Source organism: Paraburkholderia fungorum (assembly GCF_046027215.1).
GTDB classification, from domain to species: domain Bacteria; phylum Pseudomonadota; class Gammaproteobacteria; order Burkholderiales; family Burkholderiaceae; genus Paraburkholderia; species Paraburkholderia fungorum_D.
In genome coordinates this window covers 1,380,615-1,395,683 of sequence record NZ_JAQQEN010000002.1, presented here as the reverse complement: position 1 = coordinate 1,395,683, position 15,069 = coordinate 1,380,615, and the positions used below count along the sequence as shown (strand labels likewise).

Genomic DNA, 15,069 nt, shown 5'->3' with positions numbered 1-15,069 from the left:
AAACATTTGCGACGGGCGCGACGGATTTCAGTGTGACGGCCGTTTAAAAAGAAATATCGAACGCCGAAGAGGACGGTATGGCCTTATCCACGAACGTGAACGCCGCAGCGATTGCGCTTAACCGTTTCGGCCTCGGCGCGCGAGCCGACGATACTCCGCCCGCCGATCCGAAGGGCTGGCTGCTTGCGCAATTCGAACAGTATCAGGCGCGGCCCGTTGCTTGGGCGAGCCAGCCTGACTCGGTCGCGTTGTCTACCGAACTGGTGCAGCAGCGCATGCAGAACCAGCAGAACCTGAAAAACCTGCAGGCGCAACAGGGCGCGAGCGATGGCTCCGCCGCCAATCAGGCGAGTGGACAAACCGGTGCGCAGATTAACGCCCAGGCCACTCAATCAACTGCTAAGCAAGTCGAAAGAAAAGCGCTGCGCAACGAGATCCTCGATATCTATCGTTCGTCGGTGAACGCCCGGGTAGCGAGCGCACTTACCACGCCCACGCCTTTTATCGAACGGCTGGTGCACTTCTGGGCCAATCACTTTGCCGTATCGACCGAGAAGCCGGGCGTCGCGGCGCTCGCCGGCTCGTTCGAAGCGGAAGCGATCCGTCCACACGTGCTGGGCCGTTTCGAAGACATGCTGGTTGCGGTCGAACGTCATCCGGCGATGCAACTGTTTCTCGACCAGACGCGCTCGGTCGGACCGGACAGCGTGGCGGCGCTGCGTGCGGCCCAGCGCAATCCGGATCGCAAACGCGGCCTGAACGAAAATCTGGCGCGCGAAATCATGGAGCTGCACACGCTCGGCGTGCGCAGCGGCTACAACCAGGATGACGTGACCGAGTTCGCCCGCGCGCTGACCGGCTGGAGTCTGGCCGGCAATCCAGGCCAGCAGCCGACCGGCGCGGCGCCCGGCAGCTTTGTGTTTCGCACCGCGCTGCACGAGCCGGGTGCGCGAACCATCATGGGCCGCCGTTACGACCAGCCGGGCGAAGAGCAGGCGCTCGCGATCCTGCATGATCTCGCGCACGCGCCGGCCACCGCGCAGCACATTGGCGGCAAGCTCGCACGTCACTTTGTCTCCGACAACCCGCCGGCAGACGTGAGCGAGCGTCTCGCCAGCGCATTCGAGCGCAGCGGCGGCGATCTGCCGGCCGTCTATCGGACCTTGCTCGACATGCCGCAGGCGTGGGCGCCAACGGCCGTCAAGTTCAAGACGCCGTGGGAATGGACCATTTCCTCGATGCGCGGACTCGGCTGGCAGGTCCTCGGCAATGTTCAGACCGCGCCCATCCTCACGCAACTCGGGCAGCCCGTGTGGCGGCCCGGCTCGCCGGCCGGTTACGACGACATCGCCGCGAGCTGGGCCGCGCCCGATGCACTCGTGCGACGGGTCGAAGTGGCGCAGCGCTTCGCGTCCCGCGTCGGCGACCGGCTCGATGCCCGTGCGCTTGGGCAGAGCTTGCTGGCCGGGTCGCTCAGTGCATCGACCGCGACTGCCGTATCGCGTGCCGAAAGCGCCTCGACCGCCATTGCGCTGTTGCTGGTCTCGCCCGATTTTCAACGGAGATGAATGCCATGCTGTCCCGCCGCAAGTTTCTGAGCGTCGCCGCTGCCGGCGCGGGCGCGATGGTGGTCGCGCCGCATATCGCTTTCGCGAGTGTCGCCACCGATCGCCGCTTCGTGTTCGTGATCCAGCGCGGCGCCGCTGATGGCCTGAACATCGTCGTGCCCTACGCTGAGCCATCCTACGCAACACTGCGTGGTGCGCTCGCGATCGATCCGTCCACCGCGACGAAACTCGACGGCACCTTCGCGCTGCATCCCGCGCTGGTCCAGACTGCGGCGATGTACGCGAACCACGAGGCGTTGTTCGTCCACGCGGTGGCATCGCCATATCGCGACCGCTCGCACTTCGACGGGCAGAACGTGCTGGAGACCGGCGGCGCCTCGCCGTATCAGGTCAAGGACGGCTGGCTGAACCGGCTCGTCGCGTTGCTGCCCGCCACGCGCGAGAACGCCATCGCCTTCGCGCCCACGGTGCCGATGGCGCTGCGCGGCACCGCGGCGGTGACCTCTTACGCGCCCTCGGCATTGCCGCAGGCGCCCGACGATCTGCTCACGCGGGTCTCGCAACTGTATGACCAGGATGCGCAGTTGCGCCCGCTCTGGGAGTCGGCGATGGCCGCGCGTGGGCTGGCGGGCGACGCCGGTGCGCGTCAGGACCCGGCGAGCCTGGGCAAGCTCGCCGCCGGCTTCCTGTCACGCGACGACGGCCCGCGCATCGCCATGATCGAAACCGGCGGCTGGGACACGCACAGCGCGCAGAATCCGCGCCTCGCCAACCAGTTGAAGGCGCTCGACACGATGCTCGCGGCATTGCGCGACGGCATGGGGCCGTTGTGGAGCAGGACGACTGTGGTGGTCGCCACCGAGTTCGGCAGAACCGCCGCCGCCAACGGCACCGGCGGTACCGATCACGGTACTGGTTCGGTGGCGCTGGTCGTCGGTGGCGCGGTGGCGGGCGGGCGCGTGCTGACCGACTGGCCCGGTTTGAAGGCCGCCGACCTTTACGAAGCCCGTGACCTCAAACCGACCACCTCGCTCGATGCGTTGCTTGCCGGCGTCGCCGGAGAAAGCCTCGGGCTCGATCCTCAGCGCACGGCGGCGTCGTTATTCGGCCGGACAGGGACGACGCGGCCGCTGACCGGCCTCGTGCGTGTGTAGTCGCAGAAAAAAAGCGTGTTATTGCGCGGCGTTTTCGGTAGCGACCGCGCCGGCTTGCACAGCGTGGGTGGCATGCACGGATCTCGCACCGACCCGATGATAGTGACGGCCGAAGTAGATCAGCGCATCGCCACCGTCGTGCGTATGGGCGGCTTTTACCGCGCAAAAGAACACCGTATGCGTGCCGACTTCGGTCACCGATTCGATCTCGCAGTCGAGCGACGCAAGCGCGCCGTGCAGAACCGGTGCGCCTGTGACGAGCGTGTCCCATTGCGCGGCGGCGAAACGTTGCGCCATGGGCAGCGAGCCCGTGGCGAAGTGCGCCGCGAGCGCCTGCTGTTCCGCGCTCAGCACGTTGACGCAAAGCGAGCCGTTGGCGCGGAAGGCCGCGTTGTTGCGGCTGCTGCGATTGATACACACGAGCAGCGTGGGCGGCTCGTCTGTCACGCCGCAAACGGCCGAGGCCGTGCAGCCGGCGAGACCCGCTGCGCCGTCGCTGGTGATGATATTGACGGCGGCGCCAAGGCCCGCCATCGCATCGCGAAAGGTGCGCTTGTCAACCATGTGAGCCTCGGTGGAAAACGCGCGGTGCCGCGATCGGGCGGCATGAAATGGGCGCATGCATGACGACGTCAGCGCGTATCGGGAGCGGGTGCGGCGGCATGCGCGGCAGCAGGCGCCGCCGCGCATGCCGATGAGCGGAATTGCGCCGCCGTGTGGCTCGCGGGCAGACGCGCGTGACCGAACAGTTTCTCGCGCAGCGTGCCGTCGCGATACGCGCGCTTGTAGGCACCGCGTTCCTGCAGAAGCGGCACCACCAGTTCAATGAAATCTTCGAAGCATTCCGGCGCGACCGTGCGTGACAGGTTGAAACCATCCACTCCCGTTTCTTCGGTCCACGCGATCAGTTCATTGGCGACCCGTTCGGCCGATGCGACGAGCGGTGCCTGGCGGCTGCCGAGCACCATCTGTTCAAGCAGCTTGCGTTTGGTCCATTGCGGACCGGCAGCGCGCGTCATTGCTTCGACGTTCGAAACGATTGCCTGGCTCTTGCCGGTTTCGATCGGCTCGTCGAGGTCGTAGCGCGCGAAGTCGATACCGAGCGACGCCGCCGCGTGCACGAGCGCGGCCTCCGAACTCACATAGCGCTGATACTCCGCGTATTTCTCCTGCGCTTCGCCTTCCGTGCGACCGGTGATGATGGTTTGCCCGAGCAGCACCTTGATGTCGTCCGCCTGACGGCCGCGCGCGACCGCATGCGCGCGAATATCGTCCACGATGGCTTTGACCGCGGGTTTTGCCTGTCCGTTGACGAACACGCACTCCGCGTGCGCCGCCGCGAACTGTTTGCCGCGCGCGGACGAACCGGCCTGATAGAGCACCGGCGTGCGTTGTGGCGACGGCTCGCTCAGATGCATGGCGTCCACGCGATACTGCTTGCCGTGGTGATGGATCACGTGCACTTTCGACGCGTCCGCGTAGACGCGTTGTGCTTTGTCGCGCAGCACCGCGCCGTCTTCCCAGCTGCATTCCCACAGCTTGTAGACCAGTTCCATGTATTCGTCGGCGAGGTCGTAGCGATCGTCGTGCGCCATCTGGCCGGTCAGGCCGATCGCGCGCGAGGCGCTGTCCAGATAACCCGTGACGATGTTCCAGCCGACCCGCCCGCGCGTCAGATGATCGAGCGTCGACATGCGCCGCGCGAACAGATAGGGCTGCTCGACCGAGAGATTGGAGGTGACACCGAACGACAGATGCTGCGTGACGGCGGCCATGGCCGGGATCAGCAGCGTCGGATCGTTGACGGGCACCTGCACCGCACCGCGGATTGCCGCGTCGGGGTTGCCGCCGTAGACGTCGTAGACGCCGGCCACGTCGGCGAAGAAGATGCCGTCGAACAGGCCCGCTTCCAGCGTGCGGGCGTAATCCATCCAGTATTGAAGGTCCGTGTAGCGTGTGGACTGATCGCGCGGATGGGTCCACATGCCTTGCTGGATGTGGCCGACGCAGTTCATGTCAAAAGCGTTGAGGACGATTTCCTTCGGCATGGTGTCTTCCGGCTGAGGTGGACGGATGCTTGCGGCAGGCGCTTCAAACGCGGCTTTGCGTTTGCGGTGGGACTTGGCAGCAAGGCAGTGCCGCGATCGTCCGTTTAATATAGTGGACGAAAAATCACTATGCAAGACTTTGTTTTTCTTCTTTAATGGTCCTCCGGGGGCTGTTGGGCCGACCGTCGCGTGTTTGTGCTGGCCGGCTTTGACGTGTGGGGCGTGGCGTTGTAATTTGGCGCGGCCGCTTACTTTTATCGACTGTGATCTTTCCATGTCCGAATCTGCTGCTGCCGACCTGACCCAGGCGATTTCTTCGCGCGTGAAGACGGAGCGCGAGGCGCGCAACTGGTCGCTGAGCGAACTGGCGGAGCGTTCGGGCGTATCGAAGGCGATGATCAGCAAGATCGAGCGGGGCGAGGCGAGTCCGACCGCGACCGTGCTGGGGCGTCTTTCGGGGGCTTTTGGACTGACGTTGTCGACGCTATTGGCGCTGGCCGAGCAGACTGGCGAACGGTTAGTGCGGCGGGGTGACCAGGTGGTCTGGCAGGACCCGGAGACCGGTTATACACGGCGACGGATTTCGCCCCCTACCGGCGGGGTGCTCGAGTTACTCGAGATCGAGTTGCCGGCGGGGGTGAGGGTGCCTTATCCGCCGGATGCGTTTGTGTTTCAGCATCAGCAGATTTGGGTCACCCGCGGGGTGCTGACCTTCCGGGAGGGGAAGCAGGTTTATGTGCTTCAGGAAGGGGATTGTTTGCAGCTTGGCGTGGCCGTGGAGTGTGAGTTTTTTAATTCTGGAGAAGGGGTTTGTTGTTATTTGATTGGATTGGTGAGGAGGTGATTTTTTGCCTTTGGCGGCGGCATTATTTGGTTCGCCTCTGGCGGTGGCTGTTTCGTTTCTTATTGGTCTATTAGTGTTCCCCCTATGCGGGGGGCACCTACTTTTCTTTGCCGGCCGCAAAGAAAAGTAGGCAAAAGAAAGCGGCTTGGAACGGCCCCGTCGAAAACCGGACACGAGGTAACGCTTAAAATTTAAGGTAGTCTTCCGCCTATGTTTAAGCCTAACTCCAATGTAGAGCCCATTGAGGTTCTGACCCAGCCGGAACAGCGCCGGCGCCGCTCTGTCGAGGAGAAACTCGCGATAGTGCGCGAGACCTTCGAACCCGGGGCGAGCGTTTCCGGAGTAGCTCGTCGCCATCAGGTGAATGCGAACCAGGTGTTTGCCTGGCGCAAGCTTTATCAGGATGGAAGCCTTTCAGCGGTGAGTGCCGGAGAACAGGTGGTGCCAGCTTCCGACCTTGTCGAAGCGATGAAGCAGATTCGCGAACTCCAGCGGCTGCTGGGCAAGAAGACGATGGAGGTGGAAATCCTTCGCGAAGCAGTGGAGTACGGCCGGGCAAAAAAATTGATTGCGCGCTCACCATTGCTGCCGGGGGACGACCGTTGAAGACGGTCTGTGAAGTCCTGGGTGTGTCGCGCTCTAATCTTGCGGTCAAATCGAAGCGCCCCGCTGAGTGGGTTGACCAGCGCAGGATGCCGGTTCTGGACGACATGCCGCTGGTCACCGAGCTTCGAGGACTGGTCACCGACTTGCCCACCTACGGTTACCGGCGTGTGTGGGCACTGTTGCGACGAAACCGGGAGACGCAGGCTCAACCTCGCGTTAATGCAAAGCGGGTTTATCGGGTCATGCGCACGCACGGCCTGCTGCTGGAGGGCCGACCTCGTCATCCACAGTCAGGGCGCCGGCACGAGGGCAAGGTCGCGGTGGAGCGAAGCAACGCGCGCTGGTGCTCGGATGGCTTTGAATTCCGTTGCGATGACGGCTCGCCATTGCGCGTCGTATTTGCCTTGGACTGCTGCGACCGCGAGGCCATGAGCTGGGTGGCAAGCACCGGGGGCTACACCGGTGACATGGTGCGTGACGTGATGCTTCAGGCCGTCGAGAGCCGCTTCCATGGAGCGCTAAAAACCGATAGCGAAATCGAGTGGCTTAGCGACAACGGTTCCTGCTACATTGCCGACGAGACGCTGACGTTCTCGCGGGCAATCGGCCTGAAACCCATCACGACACCTGTCCGAAGTCCGCAGAGCAACGGAATGGCCGAGAGCTTTGTCAAAACGATGAAGCGCGACTACGTTTCGTGGATGCCCAAGCCTGACGCGACGACGGCGCTGCAGAACCTGGCCATCGCGTTCGGCCACTACAATGAATTGCATCCGCACAGCGCCCTGAAATACCGCTCGCCACGCGAATTCCGCCAGCAAGCAAACTCACCAACCTAAGCGTGACCACGTGTCCGGTTATGCAGGGGCAAGTCCACGGCTCCAACCGCCAACTCTTAAGTGGGTCTCCTGGCTTGGAGGGGATTGTGGTGCGATTAACGAATCACACCTCGGTCCATTAGTGTCTGTGACACAGCCGTCATCCGCTCCCACTCCGCACTGTGTGCGTCGCGGACGGGTCCACCAAAGAAACCGGGCGCTTCGGTTGCGCGTGGTGGGGGACCATCGGCTTCGCCTCGGCGAGGCGCTGAAAACACCAACCGGATGGTTTTGAGAAGTACCGCCCCGGCGCGCGCAGCGCCGCCGGAGGAATGACGGCCTTGTCACTCACGCGGACGGGTGCGGGAGCCCAATCTCTACGGAGCCACGATCCCCTCCAAGCCAGGGGACCCGCTTAAGAATTGGCGGTTGGAGCCGCTTTCTTTTGCCTACTTTTCTTTGCGGCAGGCAAAGAAAAGTAGGTGCCCCCCCGCACAGGGGGAACACTAATAAACCAATAAGAAACGAAACAGCCACCGCCAGAGGCGAACCAAATAGTGCCGCCGCCAAAGGCAAAAAAACCAAATACCAGGACAGACAGGCAACGCCTAAAAACCACAGGCGTCACCCATCAAGCCCCGCAGGGCAAACACCCGAAGGGCAAAAAATCAACCCCCTCCGCCACCACCTTGCGTGCCGAGCGTCAGCTTATTCGTCACCGACTTCACCCCGGCAACGCCCTTCGCCACTTCCTCCGCCTGCGCAATCTGCCCGCCTTCGGGCACCGACCCAGTCAACGTCACCGCGCCGCCTCGCGCCCGCACAAACACGTTCGACACATCAAAACCCTGCGCTTTCGATAAAGCCTTCCGCACGTCAAGCCCCAGCTTGCGGTCGGTCTTCTTGATCGTTTTCGCGCTGGGAGCCGATGATCCCATGTCCATGCCCGCCATCGCATCGCTCGCCTGAGCATAGGCGCTGGACGCGGTCGCCACACACAGCGCGATGCCGAGCGCCTTCAAAAGATTGACTGTTTTCACGTTTTCTCCATTCCTCGAAAAGTTGATTTCGCATCGTTGCATGCAAAAAACCACGCGCTTGCGAGCACCTTGCCGCCCACGAGGAGCACGCTGTCTTGTAGAAGAGTGACGTTGTGAGGCTCCCAGCGCGATTAAACAATACTCCAGCAAACGCCCTGGCGTTGAAAAAACTGACTAACCCGACCATCGCGCGATTCGCCTATCATGGCTGCTCCAATCCTCAAAGGCGCAGCGCAGATGGCCGAAGGCGTTCAGCAAGAACTACAGCAGTCACGCATTCCAGCCGCTGTACCGTCAAGGGATTACGGCCTGTGGGCACTGACCTTCAGCTATGTATTGAGTCAGTTTTTCCGCAGCTATATCGCGGTCATCTCGTCGCAGCTCATCGGCGATTTTCATTTTTCACCGCAGATGTTCGGCTGGTTCGCCGGTTCGTTCTTCTTCGTCTTCGCCATAGCGCAACTGCCGGTCGGCATGATGTTCGATCGCTATGGCGTGCGCGGGCCGACCGCCATCCTGATGGGCATCGGCACCGTCTGCGCCGGCATGCTGGCGAGCACCACCAGCGCCACGGTGGCGCTCGTCGCCCAAGCCGGCATCGGACTTGGTTGCGCACCCATCTTCATGGGCCTGCTCAATCACGTGTTGCGAACAGGCCACGGCACGCGCAGCGTGCGCGCCATCACCACCGCCAGCGCAATCGGCATGGCGGGCGCGCTGCTCGCGGCATTTCCGCTGAGTCGTGCGACGGCCAGCTTCGGCTGGCGTCCGGTCATGGTCACCGCGGCGCTGGCCATGTCGTGCGCGACACTGGCCGTCGCCTGCTGCGTGCGCCGGCGCGATGCCGCCGCGCATGAACAAGCCGTCGCTGCGTCGCAACACGTCACGGGGGCCGCGCAACGGCCTGCCGGTTTCTGGACCCTGATGCCGGCCTGTCTCGCGCTGTCGGTCGGCAGCACGTTTCGTACGTCGTGGGGCGGTCCGTATCTCGCCGACGTCTTCGGCTTCGATGTCATCGCGCGCGGCAATGCGATGACCGTCACCAGCGTGATCGGGATTGCCGCATCGTTCTGTATCCCGCTGGCCGTACGCGTCTGGGCGCCCAAGCGCATTTCGCTACTGTGGCTGATCGGCGGCGCGCTCGCGGCACTGATCCTCGCCGTAAGCCCGGCGGGCAACTGGGTCGTCAGCGTCGCATTGATATGCGTGTTGTTCTCGGTCGGATCGATCCATCCGCTCGTGATGTCGCAAGCGCGCGGCATCATCGCGCCGCATCGGCTCGGAATCGGCTTGGGACTGCTGAACAGTCTGGTGTTTCTTGGCGTGGCGCTGACCAGCAGCTGCTTCGGCTGGATTGCCGGCGTCGCGAAGTCGGTGAATCTGTCGAGCGCCGGCGTTTATTCCCTGCTGTTCGCAGTGACGGTCGTGCCGCTCGCAGTGGGAGCGGTGGCCTATTGCTTCAGCCCCGTGGTGCGGCCCCGCGAATAGCGCGACAAATAGTGCGACAAATAGTATGACAAGCACCCAGGAAGGAGCGGCCCGCGCCGCCGGCACACAACCAGGCCGCCGGCGCGGACAAACCTACGTTCAGTGCACAGGAGCGTGAGTCTGCTCCGCCGGACGCGGCTGGGTCACTGCGCTGACGACAGCAAACACGATCACATTCACGGCCAGCGCCAGAAAGCCGATATTCACATCCTTGAGCGCATCCGGCAGGAACGGCATGATCTGCCCGACGCTCAGGTGCATGGTCGTGGTCACGGTCACCACGGCAACCCCGGCGAGGATCCCGCAGAACGCCCCCTGTTTGGTGGCGCGATTGTGCGGCAGCAGGCTGCAGATCACCGCGGGGAACAGCTGCGTCACAAAGCTATAGCCCATCAGCAGCAAAGCCACGATCGTCTCGCCGCCGTGCAGCGTGAAGCCCACGGCCACCAACGCCACCACCGGCACGAGAATACGCGCGAGGTTCGCTATCGTGGCGTCCTGGGCTTTGCGGTTCACCATGCCGCGGTACACGTCGTTGGCGAGCAGGGTGGACGCCGCTGTCAGGATCATCGAGCCGGGAACCAGTGCGGTCAGCACGCCCGCCGCGCCGATCACGCCGATGAACCACGGGTCGAAGGTCTGCAACGACAAACGGAACAGCGACAGATCGATGTCGCCGCCCTTGAGCCCCGGCACCTTCAGCGTCGCCGCAAAGCCGACGAAGAACACGAACAGCAGGATCAGCTGATACAGCGGCAGCACGATCGCATTGCGCCGGAAAATGCGCTCGTCCTTCGCGGTGAATACCGAACCGAAGGTATGCGGCCACATGAAGAAACCGAGCGCGGTCAGCAGCACCGTCGACTGGAACCAGATCACGCTCGAGCCCTTGGCCGGGAAGGTCAGGAAGCCGGGGCGGGCGGTGTCGATCGCGCGGAACATGTCGCTGAAGCCGCCGTAGTAGTGCAGCGGCAGATAGATGCCGAGGAACAGCACGATCGCCAGAATCAGCAGATCTTTCACCACCGAATTCCACGCGGAGCCGCGCACGCCGGAGACGATCACATAGGCCGTCACCACGCAGGCGCCGATCCACACGGCCGCCGTGGAGGAAATCGCGCCGTACGAGGCGGTCGCCACAATGATGCCAAGCCCCTTCAGTTGCAGCACGAGGTAGGGGATCAGCGCGGCCACGCCGACCAGTGCGACCAACGTGCCGAGCGCGGGGCTCTCGTATTTGCGCGCGAAGAAGTGCGGCTGCGATACGAGGCGGTGCTGTTTCGCATAACGCCAGATCGGCGGCAGCATCCAGTACGAGAGGATGTACGCGAGCGTGCCGTACGCAAGAATGTAGTAGACCGGCGCACCTTTGCCGTAGGCAAAGCCGCTGCCGCCGAGGAAGGTGAAGGTCGTGTAGATTTCACCGGCCATCAGCAGGAACACGAAGGCGGTGCCGAAGCTGCGGCCGCCCACCGTCCATTGTTCAAGACTCATGTCGTGCCCGCGCCGTGCGCGCACGCCCAGGTAGAGCGCAAATAGCGTAATGGCCGTAATGATGACGAGTGCGCTCACGATCGGGCCTCCTCGCCTTCAATGGCGATCTGACGGTTGGTCGGGTCCAGACGGTAGATGATCGCCATGATGATCGAACTGAGCACCACCCACATGACGATCCAGGCCAGCACGAACGGCATGCCGAGCACCAGCGGCTCGACACGATTGACAAACGCGACGCCGACCAGAATGCCGATGAACGGCAGTGCGGCGAGTACACGAAGCAACATGGGGCAACTCCTCGAACCTGTGAGTACGTCTAGTTGAAAGTGTGCTTCGCTCAAGACTGTATGCCGGATACTTTGGTCCCGTAAAGAGGGTCAAAAAAGTGTAGGCTTTCCGAAAGTTGCGCGCGCATCTTTCCACGCGGGCTTGCTGCGGTGCAATGCCGCATGCGCCGTGAGTCGCGACGCAATCTTGCGGTGCGCATGCCGCGACGCGATATCATCTGGCCACGTCATCCGGGCAACCGGATCTGGACGAAACGTGGACAACGCCTGAACAACGCCTGGACGAAGCCATCGCGTCCAGCCTCATCAACGCAGCGCGACGCCCGGTGCGCGATCACTCCGCCCGCGCCGCTGCCCGACATGGATCGCATATGGTCGACAGTCTGATCTCGGACATTCTGTTTGGCTTTACCGGGCTGATCAGCATCATCAACCCAATTGGCATCGCATTCGTCTTCCTGGACCGGACTGCTTCATTGACCACGGAGGAGCGCAACGCGCTCGCCAAAAAAATCGCCATCAATGTGCTGTGCGTGCTGCTGGTGGTGTTTTTTGTCGGTACGCCAATCCTGCATTTCTTCGGGATTTCGATGCAGGCGCTGCGCATCGGCGGTGGTCTGGCCGTGGCGGTGGGCGGCTGGCAGATGCTCAATGCGCCCGATACACAACCGGCCGAGGGGCCGGCGGTCAAGCGCGTGGACGCGGACAATGCGATGTCGAAGGCGTTCTTCCCGCTGACCATTCCCCTTACCACTGGCCCCGGCTCGATCGCCACCGCGATCGCGCTGACGGCGAACCGCACGCATAAACTGTCGGAGTTCGTGCTGTCGAGCATCGCGTCCGTGGTGATTTCGCTTGCGGTGGCCGCCACGGTTTATCTGATCTATAGCCGTGCGGTGATTTTCGCCAGATATCTGGGCGTGGAAGGCACCAAGGTAGCGATGCGCGTATCGTCGTTCCTGCTGTTGTGCATCGGCGTGCAGATCATGTTGACCGGCTTCTCCGAATTCCTGATCCCGATTGCAACGCTGCAGCCGGTGGTCAAATAGATCGAGACCGCAGCCTCACGGCGCGCCGCGCCGGGCCGGTCAGATGTTCACGGGACAGGAGGGAAACTCATGTGTCGCTGGCTCGCTTATACCGGCAATCCGCTTCAACTCGAAACGGTGCTGTTCAATGTCAAACACTCCCTGATCGATCAGAGCCTGCATTCGCGGCTCGGCCAGACCACCACCAATGGCGACGGCTTCGGCATCGGCTGGTACGGCCTTCCCACCGACATCCCGTATCGCTATCGCTGCATCCAGCCGGCATGGAGCGACCGCAATCTGCGCGAGGCGGCGCGGGCGATCCGGGCGCCGCTGTTCGTCGCGCATATCCGCGCGGCGACCGACACGCCTTCGCAGGAAACCAACTGTCATCCGTTCCGCTATGGCCGCTGGCTGTTTATGCATAACGGCCTTGTACGCAATTATCCGACCGTGCGCCGCGATCTGATGATGGCGGTCGATCCCGATCTGTTCCCGTCGATCGAAGGCTCGACGGACTCCGAGGTGCTGTTCTATCTGGCGCTGACCTTCGGCCTGGAGCTGGCGCCGGCCACCGCGCTCGAGCGGATGGTGGGTTTCGTCGAGGAAACCGGGCGCAAGCATGGCGTGGACGAGCCGCTCAACATGACGGTGTGCGCGACCGACGGCGAACAGATCGTGGCGGTGCGTTATTCGAGCGAAGGGCAGTCGCGCTCGCTCTTTCATAGCAACTCGTTCAGGCATCTGCACGAGCTGTATCCGGACGACCCGCGCATTGTCGCGGCCGGCGAGAACGCGTTTCTGGTGTTATCGGAGCCGCTCGCGGATTTGCCGGGCTGGTGGGAAGAGATTGCGGAGAGCACGGTGGTGGTCGCGCGCGGCGGCGAGATCGAGCGGTATCCGTTCAGGCCGCATCTGGCTTAGCCCGGCTGGACTGTCAGCGCGTCAGCAGCATCGTGCTCAGCACCGAGAACACCGTTGACGGCAATTCGGCAAGGCGGCTCACGACCACGTTGTGCGGATAGAAATCTTCAACCGCATCGGTAAGCACGCCGATCCCCACCAGTTCGATGCCGCGTTTGCCGATTGCCGCCACGCGTTCGCGCAGGTCGCTGCGCAGCACCTGCGGATCGCCGTCGCCGGTGGACGGGTAGCCGTCGGAGAACACGATCAGGATGCGCCGCTCGGCCGGATGGTCAGCGAGCCGCGTCGCCGCCCAGGCCAGCGCCTCGCCGTCCGGATTCTCGTGGCCGCAATCGATGGCGGCAATGCCGCTCAGATCCGTCGCGCCGAAGCGTTTGTAGACTTTCAGATCGAGCCGCTCGACGAACCGGTTATAGCGCCGCAAGTCCACGCCGGCTAACCGTTGCCGCTCATGGAGCTGCTTCATTGGCGCGGATTCGAGCGAGCAGTAGCCGAGCACTTCGCAGTCGAACGACAACTGCGTCAGCGCATCGCACAGCGCGCTTGCGCACAGCCGCGCGAGTTCGATCTTGCGCCCGGCCATCGAACCGCTGCGGTCGATCAGCAAGGTGACGGCGACATCCCGTCCTTTGGCCGCCCGCTGGGTGCGAAACGGCGTGCGATAACCGGGCGAGGTGGCGAGCTTCGCCAGCGAGGTGCGATCGATTTCACCGCGCTCCTGTTCGCGACGCCAGCGGGTGCGTTCGTCGGCGCTCAACGCGCGTTCGAGTTTCTCCTTGAGCGGCGCGGTTTCCGCACGGGCCTGCGCGCGCAGTTCGCGCCACGCGGCGGTGTCGCCCTGGCCGGTGAGGTCGGTGAGTTCGTCGAATTCAGTGGCGAGCGGGATCGATAACCGCGCGCGAACGGCGTCGCCCGCGGCGGCCGCTTCGCCTTCGGAGCGGGCGGACGGCTGTTGTGCATCGGCGAGCGATTGACCCATGCCGACTGCGTTGTCCGCCTGAGCGCCGCCGCTCTGATCGGACGGCGGCGCGGCGCTGTCGTGGTGATCCGGACGGGCGGCATCGTCGTCACTGAACGGTTCGGACGAGGACGCCACCGTGTCCGTATCGATATCCTCGATAGGATCGGCCGTGAACATCATGCTGTTGGCTTCGCCCGCCGACAAGGCCCGCACGCGCACCACCAGCGCCTGCGCGGCCGCAACGCTATGCGCGCTCGAATGGCTCGCGCGCGCCGCGTCCAGCAGATCCTGAGCGGCGTGCAGGGCGGCCAGCAGCGAATGGCTCGCCTCGATCAAGGTCGGGGTTTCGTCCCATAGCGCGCGTTCCACCAGCCACACCAGCCGGTCGCGCCAATGCAGTTTTGGCCAGCGTTGCCGCGCCTGTTCGGCGGCATGCGCGCGCAATTTGCCGATAAACCAGCGCGCGCCCGGATATTCGTCGAGCAATTGCGTGCACACGCGGCGGTCTTCGATCACCTGCGCGAGCCTCGCCGTGACACCGGGCGGCAGCGCGCCGAGTTGCGCCAGCGACGAATGTTTGGCGCGCGCCACCAGCAAGTCCAGATAGCCGATCAGCACGTCGCGCTCGACCCCGCCGCTCAATGCGTAATCGGGAATCACAATGCGGCCGGGTTCGACGCGCGGCCCGTCGGGGCTGAACGCAACGCTTACGCCATATTGTCCGGTGAGCACGCGCGCGACCTTGCCGAGCGTCGATTCGAACGCGAAGCCCCGCGTGTCGCGCGTTGCATGCATTGCGTTCACCG

13 protein-coding genes are annotated in these 15,069 nt (G+C 63.5%); 7 read left to right on the top strand and 6 right to left on the bottom strand.

What is annotated here, in order from left to right:
• Positions 1-77: 77 nt before the first annotated feature.
• Positions 78-1,568 (top strand): DUF1800 domain-containing protein, encoded by a 1,491-nt coding sequence (locus PQR27_RS26855; RefSeq protein ID WP_408526643.1) that lies wholly within the window; start codon positions 78-80, stop codon positions 1,566-1,568.
• A 5-nt stretch (positions 1,569-1,573) separates the two neighbouring features.
• Positions 1,574-2,722 (top strand): DUF1501 domain-containing protein, encoded by a 1,149-nt coding sequence (locus PQR27_RS26850; protein ID WP_408526642.1) that lies wholly within the window; start codon positions 1,574-1,576, stop codon positions 2,720-2,722.
• 18 nt (positions 2,723-2,740) lie between these two features.
• On the opposite strand, the gene PQR27_RS26845 is transcribed toward PQR27_RS26850, so the two are convergent.
• Both PQR27_RS26845 and PQR27_RS26840 read right to left on the bottom strand, forming a co-directional pair.
• Positions 2,741-3,286 carry a flavin reductase gene (locus tag PQR27_RS26845; protein ID WP_408526641.1) on the bottom strand — a complete coding sequence of 182 codons (546 nt, stop codon included), beginning with the start codon at positions 3,284-3,286 and terminating at the stop codon, positions 2,741-2,743.
• Positions 3,287-3,354: 68 nt separating this feature from the next.
• Positions 3,355-4,770, bottom strand: coding sequence for an LLM class flavin-dependent oxidoreductase (locus PQR27_RS26840; protein WP_408526640.1), 1,416 nt, complete (start codon positions 4,768-4,770; stop codon positions 3,355-3,357).
• A 274-nt stretch (positions 4,771-5,044) separates the two neighbouring features.
• Here PQR27_RS26840 and PQR27_RS26835 point away from each other — a divergent pair, with 274 nt between their 5' ends.
• Positions 5,045-5,614 carry a helix-turn-helix domain-containing protein gene (locus PQR27_RS26835; protein WP_408526639.1) on the top strand — a complete coding sequence of 190 codons (570 nt, stop codon included), beginning with the start codon at positions 5,045-5,047 and terminating at the stop codon, positions 5,612-5,614.
• A 240-nt stretch (positions 5,615-5,854) separates the two neighbouring features.
• Positions 5,855-7,059 (top strand): IS3 family transposase gene (locus PQR27_RS26830; protein WP_408528311.1). Its coding sequence is split into 2 segments (ribosomal slippage): positions 5,855-6,179 and positions 6,179-7,059, totalling 1,206 coding nucleotides; the frame shifts between segments, so codons are not numbered across the junction.
• A 647-nt stretch (positions 7,060-7,706) separates the two neighbouring features.
• Here PQR27_RS26830 and PQR27_RS26825 read toward each other — a convergent pair.
• Positions 7,707-8,078, bottom strand: a complete 372-nt coding sequence (locus PQR27_RS26825) for a BON domain-containing protein (protein WP_408526638.1) — start codon at positions 8,076-8,078, stop codon at positions 7,707-7,709.
• A 204-nt stretch (positions 8,079-8,282) separates the two neighbouring features.
• On the opposite strand from PQR27_RS26825, the gene PQR27_RS26820 reads away from it, so the two are divergent.
• Positions 8,283-9,566 (top strand): MFS transporter, encoded by a 1,284-nt coding sequence (locus PQR27_RS26820; RefSeq protein WP_408526637.1) that lies wholly within the window; start codon positions 8,283-8,285, stop codon positions 9,564-9,566.
• A 99-nt stretch (positions 9,567-9,665) separates the two neighbouring features.
• Here the strand turns inward: PQR27_RS26820 and PQR27_RS26815 are convergent, their stop codons facing one another.
• Positions 9,666-11,138, bottom strand: coding sequence for a sodium:solute symporter family protein (locus PQR27_RS26815; protein WP_408526636.1), 1,473 nt, complete (start codon positions 11,136-11,138; stop codon positions 9,666-9,668).
• Positions 11,135-11,350, bottom strand: coding sequence for a DUF3311 domain-containing protein (locus PQR27_RS26810; protein ID WP_408526635.1), 216 nt, complete (start codon positions 11,348-11,350; stop codon positions 11,135-11,137). The genes PQR27_RS26815 and PQR27_RS26810 overlap by 4 nt, the downstream gene beginning before the upstream one ends.
• Positions 11,351-11,721: 371 nt before the next feature.
• On the opposite strand from PQR27_RS26810, the gene PQR27_RS26805 reads away from it, so the two are divergent.
• Together PQR27_RS26805 and PQR27_RS26800 are read left to right on the top strand one after the other, a co-directional pair.
• Positions 11,722-12,399 (top strand): MarC family protein, encoded by a 678-nt coding sequence (locus PQR27_RS26805; protein ID WP_408526634.1) that lies wholly within the window; start codon positions 11,722-11,724, stop codon positions 12,397-12,399.
• A 69-nt stretch (positions 12,400-12,468) separates the two neighbouring features.
• Entirely contained in the window at positions 12,469-13,302 is an 834-nt protein-coding gene (locus PQR27_RS26800) for a class II glutamine amidotransferase (protein ID WP_408526633.1), read from the top strand.
• Between the two features lie 13 nt (positions 13,303-13,315).
• Here the strand turns inward: PQR27_RS26800 and PQR27_RS26795 are convergent, their stop codons facing one another.
• Positions 13,316-15,058 (bottom strand): cobaltochelatase CobT-related protein, encoded by a 1,743-nt coding sequence (locus PQR27_RS26795; protein WP_408526632.1) that lies wholly within the window; start codon positions 15,056-15,058, stop codon positions 13,316-13,318.
• Positions 15,059-15,069: the final 11 nt, after the last annotated feature.

Bases quoted from the DNA above. Each gene is read 5' to 3' on its own strand.
- PQR27_RS26800 (WP_408526633.1), top strand. From the start codon at position 12,469: ATGTGTCGCTGGCTCGCTTATACCGGCAATCCGCTTCAACTCGAAACG.
- PQR27_RS26835 (WP_408526639.1), top strand. From the start codon at position 5,045: ATGTCCGAATCTGCTGCTGCCGACCTGACCCAGGCGATTTCTTCGCGC.
- PQR27_RS26850 (WP_408526642.1), top strand. From the start codon at position 1,574: ATGCTGTCCCGCCGCAAGTTTCTGAGCGTCGCCGCTGCCGGCGCGGGC.
- PQR27_RS26805 (WP_408526634.1), top strand. From the start codon at position 11,722: ATGGTCGACAGTCTGATCTCGGACATTCTGTTTGGCTTTACCGGGCTG.
- PQR27_RS26810 (WP_408526635.1), bottom strand. From the start codon at position 11,350: ATGTTGCTTCGTGTACTCGCCGCACTGCCGTTCATCGGCATTCTGGTC.
- PQR27_RS26820 (WP_408526637.1), top strand. From the start codon at position 8,283: ATGGCTGCTCCAATCCTCAAAGGCGCAGCGCAGATGGCCGAAGGCGTT.
- PQR27_RS26795 (WP_408526632.1), bottom strand. From the start codon at position 15,058: ATGCATGCAACGCGCGACACGCGGGGCTTCGCGTTCGAATCGACGCTC.
- PQR27_RS26840 (WP_408526640.1), bottom strand. From the start codon at position 4,770: ATGCCGAAGGAAATCGTCCTCAACGCTTTTGACATGAACTGCGTCGGC.
- PQR27_RS26855 (WP_408526643.1), top strand. From the start codon at position 78: ATGGCCTTATCCACGAACGTGAACGCCGCAGCGATTGCGCTTAACCGT.
- PQR27_RS26845 (WP_408526641.1), bottom strand. From the start codon at position 3,286: ATGGTTGACAAGCGCACCTTTCGCGATGCGATGGCGGGCCTTGGCGCC.